The sequence below is a fragment of the Actinomadura sp. 3N407 genome, assembly GCF_052245875.1.
In the GTDB taxonomy this organism is placed as follows: domain Bacteria; phylum Actinomycetota; class Actinomycetes; order Streptosporangiales; family Streptosporangiaceae; genus Spirillospora.
Window position 1 is genome coordinate 32,740 of record NZ_JBQQBP010000031.1, and the last position, 19,889, is coordinate 52,628.

A 19,889-nucleotide genomic window follows, 5' to 3' on the forward strand; every position below is an offset into this window, starting at 1 on the left:
ACCAGGCCGGTCGCCGGTGGGGTCAGGGGCGGGCGGCGCGGAGCGCTTGGGTCAGCGGGGTGGCCGGCCGGCCGAGCAGCCGGGGCAGGTCGTCGCCGGTGGTCTCCAGATCGCCGCGGGAGATGGATTCGTCCAGGGAGGCGACGAAGCCCGCGGTGGCCGCGTCCAGCCCGGTCTTCTGCAGGGCGGCGGCGTACTCGGCCGGTGAAAGGTCGCGGTAGTCGATTCGGGTGCCGGTGACCTCGGTGATGGCTGTGGCGAGCTCGTCGAAGGTGAACGGCGCGCCGCCGAGTTCGTACGTCGCGGCGTCGTGCTCGTCGCCGGTCAGTGCCGCCGCGGCGGCCTGCGCGTAGTCGGCGCGGGGGGCGGCGGAGACCTTGCCGGTGCCGGCGGCGCCGAGGATTTGTCCCTGCTCCAGGTACTGGTCGAGCCGGTCGGTGTAGTTCTCGGTGTACCAGCTGTTGCGCAGCAGGGTGTACGGCACACCGGAGGCGATCAGGGCCTCCTCGGTGGCCTTGTGGTCGGGTGCCAGCGGGTTGGTGCTGACACCGGCGCGCAGGATGCTGGTGTAGGTGATGCGTTCGACATCGCAGGCGCGTGCGGCCTCGATCACCGCGGTGTGCTGGGGGACGCGCTTGCCCGGTTCGTCGCCGGAGATCAGCAGCAGCCGGCGGATTCCGGCCAGGGCCGACGGCAGGGTGTCGGGCCGGGAGTAGTCGGCCTCGCGGACTTCGACGCCGAGCCGGGCCAGGTCGGCGGCCTTGTCCGGGGTACGGGCCAGGGCGGCGATGTCGGCGGGTGACACGCCCCGGGTGAGCAGGCTCTCGATCACCAGGCGGCCCAGGTGGCCGGTGGCTCCGGTGATGGCGTAGACGGGCATGAGCACTCTCCTCTGCATGGGCACTGTAAAATCTAGCGCACTAACTAAACTACAGCACTGATTGCTCGTGCAGCGCCTCGGGTACGATGAGCAGGTGGTCGAACAACGCGTGCAGCCCCCGTCGGTCGAGCCCTCCCAGCAGTTGGTCGCCGATGTCTTCGCCCGTGCCTGCACCTCACGGGCCGCCTTCGAGGACGTCACGTCCAAGTGGGCCTCGCTCGCGCTGCTGGCCCTGGCCGAGAGCGGGTACCGCTTCAACGCGCTGCGCCGCCGGGTCGAGGGAGTGAGCGAGAAAATGCTCTCCCAGACCCTGCAGGCCCTGGAACGCGACGGCATGGTCGCCCGCGAGGTCCTGAGCGCGATCCCGCCCCGGGTCGAATACTCACTGACGCCGCTGGGAGCCCGGATCGCCGAGCACCTGCGATCCCTGGCCGGCCTGCTGGAGGAGACCGCACCGCAGGTGGAAACGGCCCGCCGCGCCTACGACCACCGCCAGAACCAGAACCAGGCGTCAGCGAAAACATGACACGGTGCTTGCTGAAGACCTCGTCCGTCCCGGTCAGGCAGCATGCTGGTAGTCGTTTGAGGATTCCATCGAGACGTTGGCGTCTTCGTAAATTGAGGTCGGCAACCGGTGCCGTCAAGCCCGCTGATCGTGTCGGCTCCGGGATCGCAGGATTGCGAAAGCAAGGACGGTCAGGGGCCGATGGATTCCTCGTCACCGTCGCCGGCCGCCGGCCCGGCTCACTGCAGGCTGTAAGCGGCCTGACCTTGCTCGACGGCCTCGCCGGATGGTGGACGCCGACCTGCCCGGGTGGTGATATTCGAGTATGGCTGTGAGCGTGGATCGACGTGCCCACACGGAGCTGAGCACCGCCGACGTGCCTGTGGAGGACGCGTTCGCCTACTGGCGCGAGGTCATCAGCGCCACACTCGTACGACTCACGGCCGAGCCGGTGGGACAGGCCCGGTTCCGCAGGCGGCTCGAGCACGTGCCCTGCGGCGAAATCGCTTCGACCACGGTGGCGGCGGGCAGCAAGCGGGTGCAGCGGCCGAAGGCGCCGATGGACAGCAGGCTCGCGAACCCCGTCCGGACGACCGCCTGATCGTCGGCGATCAGGACACGGGTCGTCATGGCCGTACGTCTGTGACGATGGGCAGTTCTGCCGCGACCACGACACCGCCTGCGGGCCCCGGCCGGACGGAGAGGGTTCCGCCCAGGAGCGCGGCGCGTTCGCGCATCCCGATCAACCCATGCCCCGTCCCGCCGTCGGCGGTGGCCATGCCGGGACCGTCGTCGACGATCCGGAGGCGGAGCCGGTCGGTGCGATAGGCGACCCTGACCGGTTTCGGCCTGGACGGCGATCACCGATACCGAATGGGCCACGACATCGTGCCGCTCACGGGGGCCGCGACCGCTGCCGGCGATCCAGCCGGCACCGGGCGGACCTGACGCCAGATCAGCGGCACGGTGGCCGCAGCACGCACCCGAGCTGCGGCACGCTGAACGCGCGCGTGTGCTGGGTGAACTCCACGATCCCCGCGAACGCCGGCAGGGCACCGCTCATCGGTGGGCACAGGGCCGAGGACGCGATCCGGCGCGGCAGCGGGTGCCGTTCACGGGCGGCCACAGAAGACTTCGTCGATCATGGCTTGGGAGGCAAGCGCCTCGGGCGCGCCGTTGGCGCTGGAGGGGACGTAGGAGACCGTGAACTGCCGGGTGCCGTCCCCCGAGTGGACCGACGTGGTCTTGTAGCCGGGGATCCTGCCGCCGTGTCCCCAGATCCTCACCCCGCAGGAGCGGGGCTGTGACCACAGGCCCATCCCGTAAGCCACACCCTGCGGATCGGTCGCGGCCGCGGTCCTCATCACCTCGAGCTCGGCAGGACGCAGGAGCCTGCCGCCGAGCAACGCGGCGAAGAACCGGTCGAGATCAGCGGGTGTGGAGATCACCGCTCCGGCCGCCGAGGCCCACGATGGGTTCATTTCCGTCACGTCCACCAGCTCGGCCGCGCCGTCCCGTGTCAGCCGCATGTATCCACGCGCATGGCGTCCGGGCAGGAACGGCCGGGTGAAGGGGACCGAGGTGTCCCGCAACCCCAAGGGAGCGATGATGCGGTGCTCGATCTCCTCTCCGTACCAACGTCCGGTCACCTTCTCAATGATCAGGCCGATCAGGACGTAACCGGTATTGGAGTAGCGGAACCCCTGACCGGGCGGAAAGTAGGGCTCGTGCCCGACGGCGATCCCCACCAGCTCGCGGGGAGTGAAGGTGCGAAAACGCGTCCTGTCCAGGAACTGCTGTCCCGACAGCGGCACGGCCTGCTGGTCCTCGGCGTAGTCGAACAGTCCGGATGTGTGCGTCAGCAACTGCCGGACGGTGATGTCCTCCCCGCCTGGTACCAGCCCGGGCACGAACCTTTCCACCGCGTCGTCCAGCCGCAGCCTCCCCTCCGCCACCAGCTGAAGCGCCACCACCGCCGTGAACGTCTTGGACACGCTGCCCACCCGCGCAAGCCCGCCCACCGGCGCCGGCCGCTCAGTGCGCACGTCAGCCACCCCGGCCGCGGCCCTCCATGGCCTACCGCCCTCGACGACCTCGGCCTGCGCGCTCACCGCACCGGCCGCCACGATGTCCTCCAACGCTTCCCGCAGCTCCCGATCACGAGGCCCGCCGGCGGCGCCCTCGGCCGGACCCGCGACCGCCATCAACGCCACACATCCCGCCACCAGACCCGTCCAACGCCCGGGACCCAGCACACGCCACATGACATCCTCACGCTGATCGACGCCAGAACGCCTGACACGCTAGGCAACCCACACGCCCCGATCATCAAACCCAGGGTTGATCTCTCAGCCATGCCATGAACCCGCCGAAGCGGCCTGGTCATCGATGACTGGCGGACGGCGGCGAGTGGATCCGGGTACGGGCCCGCTGCAGGGAGGTACCGGTCCCGCGCGCGGGATGTGCCACCCGATTGGACGCCTTTGTCGAGACGGTCCTGATCCCGGAATACACCCGAGGGCCATCCGCAAGCAGGACACCGACCGGCATCGTCCACATCAACGACCAGACCGTCAACGACGAGGCCGACGCCCCGTTCGGCGGCGTGCGAGCCTCCGCAGTATCCGCTCTGACCACGGCATCGCAGCGCGGGCGTAGCCCTCCGGCCACGCCCGCGCAGGCGCGGTGACATCGACACGAGCCGGCCACGCGCTCGCCTTCGTCCTCTGGGGACTCCGCCCGCTGCGGCGTAACCTGGCCAGAGCACCGCCGAGGGAGAGATCGGGACATGAGCGAGGACCATGGCCTCACGCCCCTGCGCTACGACCAGAGGGGCCTGCGAGGGAATCTCGCCCGGGTCCTCGTTGCGGAACCCACCGATGAAATCGACTGGCCCGCCGCCCTACCGCCCGGAATCGAAACGGTCGTCATCGCGGACGATGAACCGAACCCGCATCACACGTTGCGGGTCCACCCGCCGGACGACCCCGCACGTACAACCTTGGTCGTGTTCGACCAGCTGGCGCTCTGCGACGATCCGCCGGAGGCGTGAGGACGTTGGACCCAAGACGCATCGCGCTCAACCGGCGGCACAGCCTGGAGATGGGTTCGCTGTTCGCGAAGTTCCTCGATGCCCGCCCGGACGTCGAATCCGAAGTTCACGGCGCCGAGATGACCGAAGAGCAGGAGGCCGCGTGGACGAACTACAGCGCCGGGCTTCTTCGTCGGCATCAGGCCGAGCGATCGGCACTCGCGGACGAGATCAAAGCCGAGCGGTCATCGCGTCCACGCTGATCGTCGAGCGTGTCAGGCCGAGGCTCGCGGGCGGGCGGCGGGAGGGGTGAAGGCGCAGGGCAGGCGCTTGTATCCGTTGATGAAGCCGGACATGAGCCGGTCGGGCTCCCCGGCGGTGATGTCGGGCAGGCGGGTGAACAGCTCGCGGAACATCACGGTGATCTCTCGCCGGGCCAGGTTGGCGCCCAGGCAGAAGTGCGGGCCGGGCCCGCCGAACCCGACGTGCGGGTTCGGTGAGCGCATGATGTCGAAGCGCTCGGGTTCGGTGAAGACCGACTCGTCCCGGTTGGCGGACCAGTAGAACAGCGTCACCCTGTCGCCCTTGCGGAAGGCGTGGCCGTTCATCTCGTAATCACGGGCGACGTTGCGGCGCATGAAGATGACGGGGCTGCTGTAGCGGATGATCTCCTCGACGGCCCCGGCGATGCGTCCGTCGAAGTCGGCCAGCAGCAGTTCGCGCTGGTCGGGATGCTCGGTGAACAGTTTCAGGCCGTGCGCGATCGCGTTGCGCGTGGTCTCGTTCCCGGCCACCACCAGCAGCAGGAAGAACGCGGCGAACTCGCGCGGGCTCAGCCGTTCACCGTCGACGTTGGCGTTCACCAGGGCCGAGGTCAGGTCACCGGTGGGCGCGGCCCTGCGCTCCCGTCCGAGCCGGGCCGCCAGCCGGTGCAGCCGCCACCCCGCCGACGCCACCGTGCCCAGCATGCGGAGCGTGGCGAGCCGGCCCAGTTTCGCGGTGCCGCCGCTGTACTCGACGGTGGCGCCCACGTATTCGGGGTCGCTGTAGCCGACGATGACGTTGGTCAGCTCCACCACCTGGCGGTGGTGCCGGGCGGGAATGCCCAGCATGTCGCAGATGACCTCGACCGGCAGCCGCGCCGCGGCCCGGGACACGAAGTCGCCGCCACCGGCCTCGATCAGCTCGTCCACGATCCGGGCGGCCCGCCGCGCGATGTCGTCCTCGGCCTTGGCGAGCATCTTCGGGCTGAACGCCCGGGACACGATCCGGCGGATCTTGGCGTGCCGCGGATCGTCCATGTCGATCATCGAGTTGAAGTACTTGTCCATCCAGCGCGGCATGTCGGCCGGGCTGGTGGCGCTGGGCTCGCTGCTGAACACCTCCGGGTGGCGGCTGGCCTCCGTCACCTCGGCGTGGTGGGTCAGCGCCCAGGACCCCGGGCTCTGCGGAAGGAAGGGCAGCTTGGGCAGGGTGAAGAACACCGGTCCCGGCTGAGCGCGCAGCACCGCGAACGCCTGCGCCCGCTCCCGCAGGGGGCGGGCCCAGAACCGCAGATCGCTCAGGTCGATGTCCGCCGGCGTCAACTGCGAGGGATTCTCCGTGGCCACCGGACCTCACGCTCCCGTCTTGTCGCGACCGATATTCTGGTGAAGCGTCACACCAGAAATATTTGGTGTTCAGCGTCCCCAGATTTGCCGGCGAAGTCAAGGGATGCGGCACAATCGGGGCTGTGACGTCCGAGCCCACTCGCGCACGCCCCTACCGCGGCGTGCCCGCCGACCAGCGCCGGGCCCGCCGCCGCGCCGCGCTGCTGGCGGCCGGGCTGGAGCTCCTGGGCACCCAGGGGTGGGCTGCCGCGACCGTCCGGAAGGTCTGCGCCGAGGCCGGGCTCAACGACCGCTACTTCTACGAGAACTTCCCGGACCGGGATGCCCTGCTCCTGGCGATCATCGATGACCAGGTCGCCCGCGGTACCGACGTGATCCTGTCCGCCGCCCGCGAGGCCCCCCGCCACCCGCAGGCCCGCACCCGCGCCGTGGTGACCGCCGTGTTCGACTTCCTGACCGGCGACCCGCGCCGCGCCCACATCCTCACCCACGCGTTCCCCGCCTCGCCCCTGCTCCAGCGGCGGCGCATCGAGATCATCCGGACCATCGCCGCGATCTTCGCCGCCCAGACCCACGAGACCCTGGACCAGGTCCTCCTCCCCGACATCGACGTGGAACTGACCGGCCTGACCCTCACGGCCGGCCTCTGGGAGCTGTTCACCACCTGGTTCCGCGGAGACCTGGGCATCGAACGCGACCACCTGATCGACTACACGGTCGCCCTGATCCTCAGCACCACCGAGCTGGCCATGCCCCTCCACCACCGCCTCCACTAGGCGGGGTGCTCCGACCCGTCAGGTCAGCGGGCCACCAGCGCGGCGATGTCGCACGCGATGAGTTGCCCACGCCGCGGCAGGACTCGCCCTGCAGGAGAATCCCACTGAGGGGCCTGCCAGGATCGGGACCGATGGGCCGTTCAAGCCGACCGACCTCAACACCCCGGAATGCACAGCACCCGACAACTGGCGTGGCGCATTAAGCAGAAGCACAGGCCGCGCACGCCGGACCCCACGCCTACGACGGCGGCGCCCTGGGGGCGTGCGGATGGTGGGACCCCCACCTCGGAGAGCGGCTCGGCGGACTCGGTTTTTTCGTCGCTGCCGCGCCGGCTTCAGCGGGCGGATTCGGGTGCGGTTCCTCATCCAGCTGGGCCTATGATCGGCGGCATGGCGCTGCGGCTTGTTCAGGTGAACTTCAAGGCAAGCGATGACTCAGCCCTCGGCCGGTTCTGGGCGGAGGCGCTCGGCTGGGGTGTTTCCAGCGAGGGACCCGGTGTGACCAACCTCGAGCCCGAGGGCTTCGCCTGGCCGGACCCCGCCGCCTTCTACATCGATGTCGTCAAGGTCCCGGACCCCGAAACGGTGAAGTACCGCGCGCACCTCGATCTCGCCACCACCTCCGCGGCCCATCAGGCGGAGTTGGTCGCGCGCCTGAAGGATCTCGGTGCGACGCCCGCCGACGTGGGCCAGGGCGACGTCCCGTGGACGGTGCTGGCCGACCCGGAAGGCAACGTGTTCTGCGTGCTGGAGCCTCGGGAGATCTACCGGGACACCGGACCGATCGCCGCGGTGGTGGTCGACTGCGCCGATCCGCGGGCCATGGCCCGGTTCTGGGACCAGGCGATGGACTGGACCCTGCACGAGGTGACCGACGATCATGCGGTGCTGCGTTCGGCCGAGGGTGTCGGGCCGTATCTGGACTTCCTCCGCGCACCCGGCGTGAAGACATGGTGGAACCGCGTGCATCTCGACCTGCTGCCGGACCCCATTGACGACAAGGAGGCGGAGGTGACCCGGCTGCGGGCTCTCGGCGCCACCGACATCGACCTCGGCCAGGGCGACGTCCCGTGGACGGTACTGGCCGACCCGGAGGGCAACGAGTTCTGCGTCCTCGGCCGCGCCTGACGCAGCTTCTTCACCTGCGGGTCGTGCGACGGCCGGCCAGGACTAGCAGATACCGGTGCCCCGTGTCGTTTCGCTACGGGGCCGGGCGCGCCGATCGACACCGACATCTCAGCACCGATGGCGACCCGGCGCGGCCGATCAGGTTCCCGCGTCGGGTGGTCGCTGGGAGCGTCCGCGGAGTTCGGTGTTGATGCGCATGGCTTCGGCCAGTTGGTCTTCCAGGATGATGATGCGGCAGGCCGCCTCCAGCGGGGTGCCCTGGTCGACCAGGTCACGGGCGCGCTGGGCCAGACGCAGCTGGTAGCGGGAGTAGCGGCGGTGGCCGCCGGCCGAGCGTTGCGGGACGAACAGCTTGGCCGCGTCCAGGCCGCGCAGGAACGCCGGCGTGACGTCGAGGATGTCGGCGGCGCGGCCCATGCTGTAGGCGGGGTAGTCCTCGTCGTCGAGCTTGTCGTCCAGCGTGTCGTTCAGGGCATCGCCGGTGCCGGCGGCCGTGCCGGGCGGCGGGCCGGGCGGGGCGGTCTGCGGGTCCTGGTGTTCTTGGTGGTTGCCGGTTCGGGCCGGGTGGGTGGGATTCACAAAACCTTCCGTACTGCCATGCGCCTGCTTTCAAGGCTCAATGCCGTGAGGAAACGTGACGGGGCCCCGGCGCCAATGGGCGGCGCCGGGGCCATGAGGTACAACACCATCTATCCGGCCTTGTGGCCGATCGTGCTCCGCGCTGCCCGCCAGACAAGGCGAGGGCGCGGGGATCGCAGTTGCGTGACCGTAGACCACCGTCCAATCTGTGGAGCTGCGGTACCCGCGCGGCGTGACTGGAGCCTGCGACGGGCGATCCCGATGGTGCCGCCGACCTCCTTCCGTGTTTCCCTACCTGCTGTTCGCTACTTGCGTTCTTGCCATCACTTGCGTCACTGCGACCGGCGGCCCGTTGGCCGCCGGTGACCAGGCCGGCTGCCGGAGTCCCTTCCACTGCGTTGACCCCGGCACGCCCGGCCTGCGTCATCCATCTCACCGGGCAGTTCGTCCTCTGCCACGTCTCATGGACTTGTTCTTCGTCGATGGCAGAGACTCTACCCAACGCTCACGCGGATATCTACTTGCTCCAGTACAGATTTCTTGTGATCCATCTAACATCGCTTCGCGACGATGTCCCCGGGAGGGGCCCACCCTCTCCGAAGGGTCGGAAAGCGATTCAGGACGTCCCTGCTGGCGCTGGCTCCGTGATGCGGCCGGCAGGGGCGGCGTCGACGTCCGGTAGCAGCTTCCCGGGATCAGTGCGGCCGCGAGTCGAGCAGCTCGGCGGTCGGGCGCCGGTTGCCGTGCCCATCCGGCCGGATCATCAGCGCGCAGATCATGGCCCAGTACTTCCGCGGCGATCTGTCGCGGAATCAGCCAATCGGCCGGCGGGATCCCGGCCGCCGGGGCGCGCGCGCCGACTCTCCTCGATCGCCTCGACGACGCGGCGGATCACGCCGGTCCTCGATCAGCGTCCCGGATCGATGCCCCGAATGCCGACCGCGATGCCGGCTCGAACGCACGGGTCTCCCGGCGGCTCAGGTCGACATTCATCCCCGGGCTCGGAGGTTCGGCCTGGTCAGAGGGGGTAAGGCCCCGCCCGTCGGGCCTGCGGGAGCGTCAGGGGGAGGCATAGCGGCGACCTCGGGGGTGGTGCCGTGCGAGTACGTTGGCGGCGGCGCGCGCGTGCGGTGCGTTGGCCGGTGGGCATGGGCATCGCGGGGTGGCGGTGGCTGCGGCGTTCTCGCCGGGTGACGCGGCGCCGGCTCCACACGGAAGTGGTCTCGGAGATCGAGAAGATGCCGAGTCGCCGTGGGGACCGGGTGCAGAATCCGCGGCAGGGTGTCGGGCCGAACTACCAGCGACGTTACACCGTCCGCATCTCTGGCAGCCCGCTGACCGCGGCACAGCTGATCACGCGCATCGGTGAGGATCTCAACGCCGCATCACCGGTTGAGGTCGCAGTCTTCGACAAAACCTCGGGAACGTCCCTGCCCCTTGAGATGGGAGACGAGTACGTCGTTCACATGCCGGGGCCCTGGAACTGCCCGGTCCGGGTCGTGGAACGGACATCGGTGTCATTTCGGTTCACGACACTGAGCGGTCACCTGGAGGCCGGCGAAATCGAGTTCCGGGCGGCAGACACCCGGGAGTACGGGCTTGTGTTCACGATCGAGTCCTGGGCGCGGAGCGGCGACCGGCTGGCCGAGATCCTCTACGAAAGGCTGGGCATCGCGAAGGAAATGCAACTTCACATGTGGGCGCATTTCTGCTACCGGGTCGCCGAGTTGTCCGGTGGCCGCATGATCGGGGACGTGGAAGTCGAGACTGAACGGGCGAACGCATGCGGGCCCGGACGGGAACGGCTGATCACCCGCGTGCTCACCGCGGCGTTCACGCGAATCTTCACCTTGGCGGCACGGCTGCGCGACCGGCCCCTGCACCCGAGCGGCCTGGTGTTCGATGCCACCCTCGTCTTGCACGGGACGTCCCGATACTGGGGGGTGCCGTTCCTGGACGATCACACGGAACTGCAGGGCCAGGTGCGGCTTTCCCGCGCGGTGGGCTTGCCGCCCGCGCTGCCGGACCTGCTGGGGCTGGCACTGCGATGGTGGCAGCCGCAGGCCGGTGACGCGGAACCGGAGGCCACCGCAGAACTGCTGCTGGCCACGACCGGGCAAAGCCCGCTGGGCCGCCACCTGCTACGACCCGCGGCCAAGTGGAGCCCGGCCTTCTACGGTTCCCTTCTGGCGTACCGGGCCGGGGACCGCCGGATCCTGCTGGGCGCGGTCGCGCGGCAGGCCCGGATCGTCCCGGCCGGCCTCCCGGCGCTCGCGTACGCCTTGAACGAGCGGCCACTCCTGTTGGATTTGGTGGTGGCGACCCAGTTCGGCCCATGGGAGCGATTCGGCGAACTGCGGCTCTACGGACCTCCGCGAAGCGATGACAGCGAACCGGCGCGTTTCAATCCCGCACACAACCCCATAAGGGGACTACTCCCCGCAGGGCTGCTCCAGCAGGTGCGCGGCCCGACCTACGCCGCCGTCCAGCGCGTGGCCCACCGTGCCGAAGGGCCACACCTTGAGCGGCATCGTTAGGCAGAGAAGGCGCAGCCCATGACAAAGAGCACGCGCGCCCAGCGGCGAATGCGGCGGCTGCACGCCGGTCTGCACCGGCTTCCCCTCAACTTCGATCCACACCAACACGACATGGGCAGCCCGGAGAGCGGCTGGCATGTCGATGACTACCGGCAGCCGCTTCCGGCAGAGCCGCCCGGCCCGCCGGCCGCCGGAGGAAGCTGGGAAATCGCCCGGCACCTCGTACGGAACTACGAATACGCCGACCCGGCCATCATCCGGGAGATCTGCCGCTCGGGGCCCCCTGAGCCGGGCCGGAACATGCTCCTCGAAGGCCGGTTCTACGGTCTGCATTTCTACCTCGGCCTGCGTGTCGGAGACGTCGTCGACGGAGTCATCGAACAAGACGGACGCCGGGCGAGAGTGTGGGGGTGGAATTACCGGACGTTGAAGGGACACCTCGAACGCGGCCAGATGGACCAGGAGGTGCGCAAATGGCTCGACACCGGAGAGGTGGAATTCCATATCCACGCTTTCTCGCAACGGGCGTCCATCCCGAACCCCATTGTGCGCCTGGGCTTCATCCTCTTCGGCCGGGCCACGCAGATCAGGTTCTACAGACGAGCGTGCAGGCGCATGGAGGCGCTGACGACGGCCGCGCTTGCCGCGCGACGACGGGCTCCCGAGGACGAGCCCGGCTGAAGCCAGGGTCGAGCCGATGGACGTAGCCGACCACCTTGTTCATGTGCGCGTGGTCCTGCTCGGTCAAGTCCGACCTGTTCGCCCGCAGCAACTCGACGATCTTGCGGCCTGACGCGTGGCCGACCGATTCCCCCGCCGCCGTCCTTCTGCCCGGCCGACCGCGACTCTTCGGTCTCCAGCCAGCGCGCCAGCTCCTTCGGGGTCATGTTGACGACTTCGCCGAACTCCGCCGCCACGCCCTCCCGGTCATCACCGGTCACTTCGCGCCTTTTCGCCTGCACAGGCCGAGCCCTTGTGCACGGCCCTCTTCCCGCTGCGCACGGCATTGGTCGTCTGGGTGGTGGGGACGCTGAGGGCGAGGATGGCGGTGTCGTCGTCGAGGCCGTCCCCGAATCCGGCGAGCAGCTCGGTCACCGCGGCGACGAACCGGGTCGCGGTGGTGGGTGCCAGGTCGGCGGCGAAGTCCAGCAGGGCCTGGTCTCCGTAGCGGCCGCCGTTGGTGCCGATCGCGGCGGTGTGCGCTTCGGTGAGCCCGTCGGTGTACAGGGCCAGGGTGTCGCCGGGACGCAGGGGGATCGTCGTAGCGGTGAAGGGCGCGCCGTCCATGATGCCGACCAGCAGCCCGCCGGGGGTGTGCTGGTATCGGGCGGTGCCGTCGGCGCCGATCAGCAGCGCGGCGGGATGCCCGCCGCTGGCCAGCGTGGCGGTGAATCCGTCGCTTTGGGGTTCCAGGGTTCCGTAGATGGCGGTGCAGTACCGCGGATCATCACCGTGGTACTGGGAGTGGACGGCGGTGTTGAGGGTGCCGAGTACCTCGCGTGGGTCGGTGTCGTAGAGCGCGGCCGCGCGGAGGGTGTAGCGGGTCAGGGAGGTCATCGCTGCGGCGCCGGTGCCCTTCCCGCACACATCGCCCAGGAAGAATCCCCACCGCACGCCGGGCAGGGCGAACAGGTCGTAGAAATCGCCGCCGACCCGATCGACCGAGGCGATGTGATAGTGCGCCGCGACCTCCAGGCCGGGGACCGCGGGCAGTTCGGGCGGCAGCAGCGTCTGCTGCAAGGTGGCGACCAGTTCCTGCAGCCGCCGGCGTTCGTGTTCGGCCTCTGTGTGCGCCTGTTCGGCTTCGCGGCGGGCCCGCAGCAGTTCTTGTTCGTAGGCGCGGCGGTCGCGGGCATCGAAGACCGTCGTGCGGATCAGCCGCGGCTCACCGTCGGGGCCGGTTTTGACGGTGGAGGTGACCATGACCGGAAGCCTTACAAATCCTCGGCGCTGTCCTCCAGCAGCGAGGAGAACGCCGCCCACTCGGGCCCCCCGTCACCATCGGGCCGGCTCACTTTGCCGCGCCCCCGGCTCCTGGCCTCTTCCCCCTCGGTCTCTTCATCACCGGCCTCCCGGGCTGGTACTCCTCGGCCCCGGCGGGGCCGGACTCCCGCGGGCCTGGCACATCAACGCGGCCTCCTGCTGAACGCCGCGATGGCCTGGACGGTGGCCTCCGGGGCGCTCAGCTGCGGGCAGTGGCCGGTCGCGTCCAGGGTGACCTGGGTGCTGCCGGGGATCTGCGCGGTGACGTACCGGCCGACCTGCGGGGGCGCGATGGCGTCCTGGCGGCAGTCGACCACCAGGGTCGGTACGGTGACGGCCGACAGGTCGGCCCGGTGACCGGACAGGAACGTCGCCCGGGCAAAGGACCGGGCAAAGGCCGGGTCGGTCCGGCAGAAGCTGTTGGTCAGTTCCTCACCCAGCTCGGGGCGCTCCGGATTCCCCATGATCACCGGGGCCATCCGCGCCGACCAGCCCAGATAGTTGCTGTCCAGCGACTTCAGCAGTTCCTCGATGTCGTCCCGGCTGAACCCGCCACGGTACTCCCGGTCGTCGATGTAGCACGGGGAGGGCACCAGCAGCACCAGCCCCGCGAACCGCTCCGGCTCGCGGGCCGCCGCCAGCACCCCGATCATGGAGGCGACCGAGTGCCCCACGAACGTCACCTCGGTCAGCTCCAGCTCCCGGCAGATGTCCAGCACGTCGACCGGAGGGTGCCGGTCCATCTGATCCATGCGACCGGTGGCGCGGGCGGCTTCGCCGAGAACGACCGCCGGGCCGCCGCACCTTCGCGGGAACGGCCCGGGACGCCGAGGTGGGGCGGGCCGGTCAAGTTGGGTCTTGACGGATCTTTGGAGGATGCCCAGACTCCAGCATGGGAGCGCTCCCACACCTCTGGCGCACTCATCCGGCATGACCGGTGAGCCCAGCGGTTCCCGTGGGTGCGCCTCCTCCACCACCCCGAGAGTCTGGAGCACCGGATGAGACGACGCATCGGGATCCTCGCCGCCGCCACGGCGAGCATCGTCGCGGTTTTCGCGCCGCCGGCGCAGGCCTGGGGGCACGACGATCCGCTGGCCGGGAAGGCCAGGTTCTACGTCGAGCCCACGACCAACGCCGGACGGCAGGCCGACATCTGGGCGGACGCGGGGCGCGAAGCCGACGCGGCGCACATGCGGGCCCTGTCCAAGGTCTCGCAGGCGGTCTGGTTCACCGGCGGCACCCCCGCCGAGGTGCGGACGGCGGTGCGGCGGACGATGGTCAAGGCCGCCAAGCAGCGGGCCGTTCCGGTGCTGGTGGCGTACTACGTGCCGGGCCGGGACTGCTCGCAGTACTCGGCGGGAGGCGCTCCGAGCGAGGCCGCCTACCGCGCCTGGATCGACGCCTTCGCCAGAGGGATCGGCGGCGGCCGGGCCGTGGTGGTCGTCGAGCCCGACGGGCTGGCGCTGCTGTCCAGCGAGCCGTGGTGCAACGAGGGCGGTGGCGGTACCACCGGAACGCCGGAGGACCCCGCGCTGGTCGACCAGCGCTTCCGCGAGATCAACTATGCGATCGGCGCCCTGCAGCGGCTGCCCCGCACCGGCGTCTACGTGGACTCCGGGCACTCGGACTGGCAGCCGCTCAACGACTATGACGCCGGATACGGCGAACCGCGCGACCAGCTCGGCATGGCCAGCCGCCTGCTCAAGGGCGGCATCGCCAAGGCCGATGGCTTCGCGCTGAACGTCTCCAACTACCGCAGCACCGACGAGTTGGTCTCGTACGGCACCAGACTGTCCAAGTGCCTGCGCTTCCGCCAGAAGACGGGTGCGGCCGACTGCTCCGACACCGACCTGACCACCGTCCGGGAGAACCCGCGTACGCTCACGCACTTCGTCCTGGACACCAGCCGCAACGGCCAGGGGCCGTGGACGCCTCCGGCGGACAAGTACACCGACCCCCAGGTCTGGTGCAACCCGCCGGGCCGCGGCCTGGGCGCCCGGCCCTCGACCCGCACCGGTGATCCCCTGGTCGACGCCTTCCTTTGGATCAAGCGTCCCGGCGAATCCGACGGCCAGTGCACCCGCGGCACCGCCGGCCCGGAGGATCCCGAGTACGGCGTGGTCGATCCGGCGGCCGGCGTCTGGTGGCCCGAGTACGCCCTGGGCCTCTCCCAGCGAGCCGTACCTCCCCTCCGCTGACCGGGCCGAACCGAACGCGGACGCCCCGCGTCCCGTCACCGCCCCCGGGCTCTGATCCCCGCTCGGATCAGAGCCCGCTCGGGTCCCGGCTCGTCGCGGGAACGATGGCCCGGGGTAGCGGGCACAGTGGCTGACCCGGGCCTGTGCCGTCCCTGCGGCAGGTCCGGCTGCATCTGGCCGACGAGGCGATCGAGCTGTGGGAGAAGACCGAGGCGGAGCCGGGCCGAAGCAGGCCTGCCGCCGGTGTGTTCGCGAAGGAGGCCGTCCAGCACCTCGCCGCGCCGCTCGACGGCCAGGGGCACGACGAGCCGTGCCCCTGATCGGTTTGCAGGAGGTGACCTCGCTCCACAGGTGTGCGGCGGAGTCGAGGGGCGTGTCCCAGATGATCGTGTCCACGGTCACGCGGGGAAGCAGGTCTTGGCACTCAGCACGCTTCCCATGCCGAGAATGCGACGCTGGGTCCGTCCTAGCTGCACCAGTGGCCACAACGGCCGCGCGACGAGACAAGGAATCACCATGACGATTCAGCGGATGGACAACGTCCTCATCGTTGTCGACGATTTTGAGGCGGCCATCGCGTTCTTCGCCGAACTCGGTATGGAGCTGGAGGGCAAGACGCAGGTCGAGGGAGATTGGGTTGACGCCGTCGTCGGGCTCGACGGCGTCCGTGCGGACATCGGCATGCTGCGGACCCCGGACGGCCATGGGCGGGTCGAGCTGACCAAGTTCCACACGCCGTCGGCGATCAGCAGTGAGCCGAAGAACGCACCGGTGAACACGCTGGGGATACGTCGCATCATGTTCACCGTCGAAGGCATCGAGGACGTCATCGCCCGCCTGCGCACTCACGGTGCCGAACTCGTCGGCGAGGTGGCGCAGTACGGGGACAGCGACCGGCTCTGTTACGTCCGCAGCCCCGAGGGGATCATCATCGGACTGGCCGAGCAACTCGGCTAACGCCCCGGGCACGCTCGGGCGCCGGATCGATGCGGGCGTCGGTGAGGATGCAGCAGTGCCGCTAGCAGCGCCCGATCCGGCGTAGTGAACCGCACCCGTTTGCCGTAGCCTGCCGCGGCTGATCGAACCCGGCGCCGTGCCCCCGGACGCTGCCCCTCTCACCTGCACGGATGTAGTTCTCGGCGAGCGCGGTATCGGCTTATGCGCCGATCGTCGAGCCTCCTGTTACGTCAGGGTCAAATCCGCCGGGTCCCGGGGCGTCAGCGTCATCTGGATGTCCTCGGCGGCCCACAGCACGAAGCGTTCGATGGGCGTGACCGTCTGCCCCGGGGTCAGCTCCAGGCGGAACCGCTTGAGCAGGGAGGCCAGCACGAGTTCGGCCTCGACCATCGCAAGGACGGAGCCCTCGCAGCTGCGCGGGCCGAGCCCGAACGGGATGTAGGCCAGCCGGGGCCGGTTCGCCGACGCCTCGGGCGTGAACCGCTCGGGGTCGAACGACTGCGGGTCCGGCCAGTACTCGGGGTTCATGTGGACGGCCCAGAACGGGTAGAAGATCGTCGTGCCCGCGGCGACGGTGTGGTCGCCGAGCACGAGGTCCTCGGTGGCCTCCCGCGCGCCGTACGGCCCGGGCGGGTACAGCCGCATGGCCTCCTTGAGCACCATGTCCAGATAGGTCAGCCGCTTGAGGTCGCCGTACTCCGGGACGGCGCGGTCGCCCAGAACGTCGTCCAGTTCCTTGGCGACGCGGCCGGCCGCGGCCGGATGCTTGGCCAGCAGGTAGAGCGTCCAGGAGATGGCGACGCCGGTGGTGTGGTGCGCGGCCAGCATGGTCATCAGCACCGTGTCGCGGATGCGCGCCGGGGACTCGCCCGCCGCGGCCAGCGCCGCGATCATGTCGCTGCGGTCGGCCTGCTCGGCGGCGCCGCGCTCGCGGTGCGCGGCGAGCACCTGATCGACGGTCGCGCGCAGGTAGGCCAGCGCCTCGTCGGCCCTCTCCTTCCCCGGGCCCTCCTGGGTCATGAACTCGGTGAGGACGGTCTCGAACGCGGACACGACCCGTCCGGCGGATCCCGGGGACTCCAGGCCGCTCCCGAGCGCGTACTGGCAGATCATGCGCAGCGACAGCTCGCTCAGGTCCTTCTGCAGGGCGATCGGGCCGTCCTGGCTCGCCCAGCGGTCGGCGAGCTCGGTCGTCAGCGCGGTGAACTGCGCGAAGTGCGCCTCGTGCGAGGGCCGCCCGGCCAGCACCGACAGCATCATCCGGCGCCACGGGCCGTGCTCGCCGGCCGGGATCGTCTGCAGGTTGCCCGCCTCCTGCAACGGGGCGAGGAACTCGAACAGCTTCTCCGGCCGCTTGTCGATCTTCGCGGTGGCCTCCAGCAGCACCGGGTCGGCGACCGACACCGCCGCGCCGGCGCCGGGCAGCGGGAAGCGCACCACCGGCCCGTACTCGTCGTGCAGCCGCAGCTGGTAGTTGTGCAGTCCCCCGGCCGCGGCGATCGCCTCGGCACCGTCGTCCTGGGCGGGCGGGCCAGGGATCTGCGAGGGGGTGCTGCCGTCGCTAGGCATGTGCGCTCCCGGCGTGAGAATCTCGATCGAGTTGTCCACGAGTTGATCACAATGCTTACATGTCCGTGAATAGTTCGCGACATATACATAAGCCGGACCTGGGTCGCGATTTGGTGACATCGCCGACTCATCGGCTGGGAGAAGACACTGGACACCATCGATCCGCACACGCCGAACGTCCCGCGGATGTACGACTACCTCCTCGGCGGCAAGGACAACTACGCCGCCGACCGGGAGGCCGCGGACGAGGTCATCCGGCATGCCCCGGACACGCCCTTCCTGGCGCGCGAGAACCGCGCCTTCCTGCGGCGTGCGGTGCGGTTCCTGGCCGAGTCCGGAATCCGGCAGTTCATCGACATCGGATCGGGCCTGCCCACCCAGGGCAACGTGCACGAGATCGCCCACCAGGTCGCCCCGGAGGCCCACGTCGTCTACGTCGACCGGGAGCCGGTCGTCCTGGCGCACGGGCGGGCGCTGCTGGCGAGCACCCCCGAGGTGACCGTCATCCAGGGCGACGCCCGCCGTCCCGGCGACATCCTGGACGACGCCGAACTGAACCGGCTCATCGACTTCGACCAGCCCGTCGCGGTCCTGATGCTGGCGGTCCTGCACTTCATCGGTGACGAGGACGACCCGCCCGGCATCGTCGCGCGGTTCCGCGACGCGATGGCGCCCGGCAGCCACCTGGTGGTGTCGCACGTGACCGGCGACTTCGACGCGGACAGCCGCGTCCGGGACGCGGGCGCCGTGTACGAGAAGGCCACCTACCAGATCACGCTGCGCAGCCGCGCGGACGTCACGCGGCTGTTCGACGGCTTCGAGTTCGTGGACCCCGGCCTCACCACCCTGTCGATGTGGCGCCCCGACCTGGGCACGACCATCCCGCCCCGGGCCGACCGCCAGTGGTGCTACGCGGGTGTCGGCCGCAGGGCAGAGCAGGGTTCGTGACCCCCGCGGCCGGGACGTCCCGGTAAGGACCGGATCATTCCATGTGGGACGGTGCGGCGCCCCGGCACCGGTGGAGTGACGCGGTCCTTGCTGCGCCCGAGTTACGCGGGTTGGTCCGCGAAGGCGGGCATCACCCGGTCGTGGACCAGTCGCAGCTGGTCGCGCATGGTGGCGACGCCGGGAAGCTCCATACCCGAGAAGGCCTTGACCAACGCCGCGTCCGTGATGGCCAGGACCAGATGGTTCACGCCGGTCGACGTGATCTCGGTCCTGATCTTCTCGGCGCACTCCTCCGGGGTGCCCGCCACCGAGAGTTTGTCGGCCAGCTCCGGGGACGTCAGCTCGAACGCGCGGTCCACCCGGCCTTCGCCGACGGCGGCGATGATGTCGGTCAGGTCGGCCGGGTCCACATCGTTGCGCGCCAGCTGTTCGGCGGGCATCGACGACGCGTACAGGCCCACCATCGCGCGGGCGGCGTCCTTGGCGGCGCGGGAGTCGGGGCCCGTCGAGAAGACGATCCAGGCGCCCAGGTCCAGCGAGTCGGCGTCACGGCCCGCGCGTTCGGCCCCGATGCGAACGTTCTCCACCATGTACTCGTAGGCCCGTTTGGTGTAGCTCAGCGCGTGGTGGACGCCGTCGGTCAGCTCGCCGGCCGCCTGGAACGACTTCGGGCCGCGCATCGCACCCAGCTTCACCGGGACGTGTTCCTGCACCGGCCGCGCGAAGGTGAACAGACCGTTGTAGGAGAAGAACTCGCCGTCGTAGTTGATCGCGCCCTCGTCCAGCAGCGTGCGGACGACGTGGTGCGCCTCCTTCAGGCGCGACAGCGGCTTCGTCTTCGCCCAGTCGATGCCGTACTGCGCCAGCAGACCGAAGTTGCCCGAGCCGAGCACGCACTCGGCGCGGCCGCCGGTCAGCTCGTCGAGCGTCGCCGTCGCCTGGGCGATCAGGGACGGTTCGCGCAGGGTGACCGCCGACAGGCTCGGGCCGAAGCGGATGTTCGTCGTCTTGTCCGCCGCCGCGGCGAACAGCAGCCACAGGTCCTTGTGCCACGTCTCGTCCGCCGCGTAGCAGGCGTGGTAGCCGAGTTCGTCGGCGAGCTTGATGGACTCGATCGTGTCGTCGAGCGGATAGTCGGGCAACATCACGAAGCTGAACCGCATGGGGGCGCGCCTTTCGAAGCGAAGC

Annotated in this window: 21 protein-coding genes and 3 pseudogenes; 13 read left to right on the forward strand and 11 right to left on the reverse strand. The window is 69.8% G+C overall.

Annotation, left to right across the window (positions count from 1 at the left end):
- Positions 1-22 precede the first annotated feature (22 nt).
- Positions 23-880 carry an SDR family oxidoreductase gene (locus ACTWPP_RS41810; RefSeq protein WP_443110025.1) on the reverse strand — a complete coding sequence of 286 codons (858 nt, stop codon included), beginning with the start codon at positions 878-880 and terminating at the stop codon, positions 23-25.
- A 94-nt stretch (positions 881-974) separates the two neighbouring features.
- On the opposite strand from ACTWPP_RS41810, the gene ACTWPP_RS41815 reads away from it, so the two are divergent.
- Entirely contained in the window at positions 975-1,406 is a 432-nt protein-coding gene (locus ACTWPP_RS41815; protein ID WP_443110026.1) for a winged helix-turn-helix transcriptional regulator, read from the forward strand.
- Positions 1,407-1,722: 316 nt separating this feature from the next.
- Positions 1,723-1,986 (forward strand): hypothetical protein, encoded by a 264-nt coding sequence (locus tag ACTWPP_RS41820; protein ID WP_443110027.1) that lies wholly within the window; start codon positions 1,723-1,725, stop codon positions 1,984-1,986.
- 25 nt (positions 1,987-2,011) lie between these two features.
- Here the strand turns inward: ACTWPP_RS41820 and ACTWPP_RS41825 are convergent.
- From ACTWPP_RS41825 to ACTWPP_RS41835, 3 genes and pseudogenes are all read right to left on the reverse strand, one after another.
- Positions 2,012-2,212 (reverse strand): annotated as a pseudogene (locus ACTWPP_RS41825) (ATP-binding protein); the annotation flags it as partial.
- Between the two features lie 128 nt (positions 2,213-2,340).
- The gene (locus tag ACTWPP_RS41830) at positions 2,341-2,511 is read right to left on the reverse strand and encodes a hypothetical protein (protein WP_443110028.1); all 171 of its coding nucleotides are present in this window, start codon (positions 2,509-2,511) and stop codon (positions 2,341-2,343) included.
- The gene (locus tag ACTWPP_RS41835) at positions 2,498-3,589 is read right to left on the reverse strand and encodes a serine hydrolase domain-containing protein (RefSeq protein WP_443110029.1); all 1,092 of its coding nucleotides are present in this window, start codon (positions 3,587-3,589) and stop codon (positions 2,498-2,500) included. Before ACTWPP_RS41835 ends, ACTWPP_RS41830 begins: the two co-directional genes overlap by 14 nt.
- A gap of 323 nt (positions 3,590-3,912) precedes the next feature.
- On the opposite strand from ACTWPP_RS41835, the pseudogene ACTWPP_RS41840 reads away from it, so the two are divergent.
- The 3 genes and pseudogenes from ACTWPP_RS41840 to ACTWPP_RS41850 form a co-directional block, all read left to right on the forward strand.
- Positions 3,913-4,014 (forward strand): annotated as a pseudogene (locus ACTWPP_RS41840) (aldehyde dehydrogenase family protein); the annotation flags it as partial.
- Between the two features lie 159 nt (positions 4,015-4,173).
- Positions 4,174-4,437: a DUF7161 family protein gene (locus tag ACTWPP_RS41845; protein WP_443110030.1), complete on the forward strand. Its 264-nt coding sequence runs from the start codon at positions 4,174-4,176 to the stop codon at positions 4,435-4,437.
- A 50-nt stretch (positions 4,438-4,487) separates the two neighbouring features.
- On the forward strand, positions 4,488-4,679 hold the full coding sequence (locus ACTWPP_RS41850) for a hypothetical protein (protein WP_443110031.1): 192 nt from the start codon (positions 4,488-4,490) through the stop codon (positions 4,677-4,679).
- A 12-nt stretch (positions 4,680-4,691) separates the two neighbouring features.
- On the opposite strand, the gene ACTWPP_RS41855 is transcribed toward ACTWPP_RS41850, so the two are convergent.
- Entirely contained in the window at positions 4,692-6,026 is a 1,335-nt protein-coding gene (locus ACTWPP_RS41855; RefSeq protein WP_443110032.1) for a cytochrome P450, read from the reverse strand.
- 122 nt (positions 6,027-6,148) lie between these two features.
- Here ACTWPP_RS41855 and ACTWPP_RS41860 point away from each other — a divergent pair, with 122 nt between their 5' ends.
- Positions 6,149-6,802: a TetR/AcrR family transcriptional regulator gene (locus ACTWPP_RS41860; RefSeq protein ID WP_443110033.1), complete on the forward strand. Its 654-nt coding sequence runs from the start codon at positions 6,149-6,151 to the stop codon at positions 6,800-6,802.
- A 390-nt stretch (positions 6,803-7,192) separates the two neighbouring features.
- Positions 7,193-7,930 carry a VOC family protein gene (locus ACTWPP_RS41865; RefSeq protein ID WP_443110034.1) on the forward strand — a complete coding sequence of 246 codons (738 nt, stop codon included), beginning with the start codon at positions 7,193-7,195 and terminating at the stop codon, positions 7,928-7,930.
- A 138-nt stretch (positions 7,931-8,068) separates the two neighbouring features.
- Here ACTWPP_RS41865 and ACTWPP_RS41870 read toward each other — a convergent pair whose 3' ends face one another.
- Positions 8,069-8,347: a helix-turn-helix domain-containing protein gene (locus ACTWPP_RS41870; RefSeq protein WP_443110050.1), complete on the reverse strand. Its 279-nt coding sequence runs from the start codon at positions 8,345-8,347 to the stop codon at positions 8,069-8,071.
- Between the two features lie 1,424 nt (positions 8,348-9,771).
- Between ACTWPP_RS41870 and ACTWPP_RS41875 the strand changes: the two genes are divergently transcribed.
- Together ACTWPP_RS41875 and ACTWPP_RS41880 are read left to right on the forward strand one after the other, a co-directional pair.
- Complete coding sequence (locus tag ACTWPP_RS41875; protein WP_443110035.1) at positions 9,772-11,046, forward strand: DUF1990 family protein; 1,275 nt, start codon at positions 9,772-9,774, stop codon at positions 11,044-11,046.
- 111 nt (positions 11,047-11,157) lie between these two features.
- Positions 11,158-11,727, forward strand: a complete 570-nt coding sequence (locus ACTWPP_RS41880) for a DUF1990 family protein (RefSeq protein WP_443110036.1) — start codon at positions 11,158-11,160, stop codon at positions 11,725-11,727.
- A 170-nt stretch (positions 11,728-11,897) separates the two neighbouring features.
- On the opposite strand, the pseudogene ACTWPP_RS41885 reads toward ACTWPP_RS41880, so the two are convergent.
- From ACTWPP_RS41885 to ACTWPP_RS41895, 3 genes and pseudogenes are all read right to left on the reverse strand, one after another.
- Positions 11,898-12,053 (reverse strand): annotated as a pseudogene (locus ACTWPP_RS41885) (hypothetical protein); the annotation flags it as partial.
- Positions 11,977-12,969: a PP2C family protein-serine/threonine phosphatase gene (locus ACTWPP_RS41890; protein ID WP_443110037.1), complete on the reverse strand. Its 993-nt coding sequence runs from the start codon at positions 12,967-12,969 to the stop codon at positions 11,977-11,979. The pseudogene ACTWPP_RS41885 and the gene ACTWPP_RS41890, both read right to left, overlap by 77 nt.
- Before the next feature lie 203 nt (positions 12,970-13,172).
- Positions 13,173-13,772, reverse strand: a complete 600-nt coding sequence (locus ACTWPP_RS41895) for an alpha/beta fold hydrolase (RefSeq protein WP_443110038.1) — start codon at positions 13,770-13,772, stop codon at positions 13,173-13,175.
- A 255-nt stretch (positions 13,773-14,027) separates the two neighbouring features.
- On the opposite strand from ACTWPP_RS41895, the gene ACTWPP_RS41900 reads away from it, so the two are divergent.
- The 3 genes from ACTWPP_RS41900 to ACTWPP_RS41910 all read left to right on the forward strand — a co-directional run bounded on the left by ACTWPP_RS41900 (position 14,028) and on the right by ACTWPP_RS41910 (position 16,184).
- Positions 14,028-15,227 carry a glycoside hydrolase family 6 protein gene (locus ACTWPP_RS41900; RefSeq protein ID WP_443110039.1) on the forward strand — a complete coding sequence of 400 codons (1,200 nt, stop codon included), beginning with the start codon at positions 14,028-14,030 and terminating at the stop codon, positions 15,225-15,227.
- A gap of 143 nt (positions 15,228-15,370) precedes the next feature.
- A complete protein-coding gene (locus ACTWPP_RS41905; RefSeq protein ID WP_443110040.1) occupies positions 15,371-15,547 on the forward strand; it encodes a hypothetical protein in 177 nt (58 codons plus the stop codon).
- A gap of 211 nt (positions 15,548-15,758) precedes the next feature.
- On the forward strand, positions 15,759-16,184 hold the full coding sequence (locus tag ACTWPP_RS41910; RefSeq protein WP_443110052.1) for a VOC family protein: 426 nt from the start codon (positions 15,759-15,761) through the stop codon (positions 16,182-16,184).
- A gap of 225 nt (positions 16,185-16,409) precedes the next feature.
- Here ACTWPP_RS41910 and ACTWPP_RS41915 read toward each other — a convergent pair whose 3' ends face one another.
- On the reverse strand, positions 16,410-17,753 hold the full coding sequence (locus ACTWPP_RS41915) for a cytochrome P450 (protein WP_443110041.1): 1,344 nt from the start codon (positions 17,751-17,753) through the stop codon (positions 16,410-16,412).
- Positions 17,754-17,909: 156 nt separating this feature from the next.
- Here ACTWPP_RS41915 and ACTWPP_RS41920 point away from each other — a divergent pair, with 156 nt between their 5' ends.
- On the forward strand, positions 17,910-18,701 hold the full coding sequence (locus ACTWPP_RS41920) for an SAM-dependent methyltransferase (protein ID WP_443110053.1): 792 nt from the start codon (positions 17,910-17,912) through the stop codon (positions 18,699-18,701).
- A gap of 101 nt (positions 18,702-18,802) precedes the next feature.
- Here ACTWPP_RS41920 and ACTWPP_RS41925 read toward each other — a convergent pair whose 3' ends face one another.
- Positions 18,803-19,864 carry an LLM class flavin-dependent oxidoreductase gene (locus tag ACTWPP_RS41925; protein WP_443110042.1) on the reverse strand — a complete coding sequence of 354 codons (1,062 nt, stop codon included), beginning with the start codon at positions 19,862-19,864 and terminating at the stop codon, positions 18,803-18,805.
- Positions 19,865-19,889 lie beyond the last annotated feature (25 nt).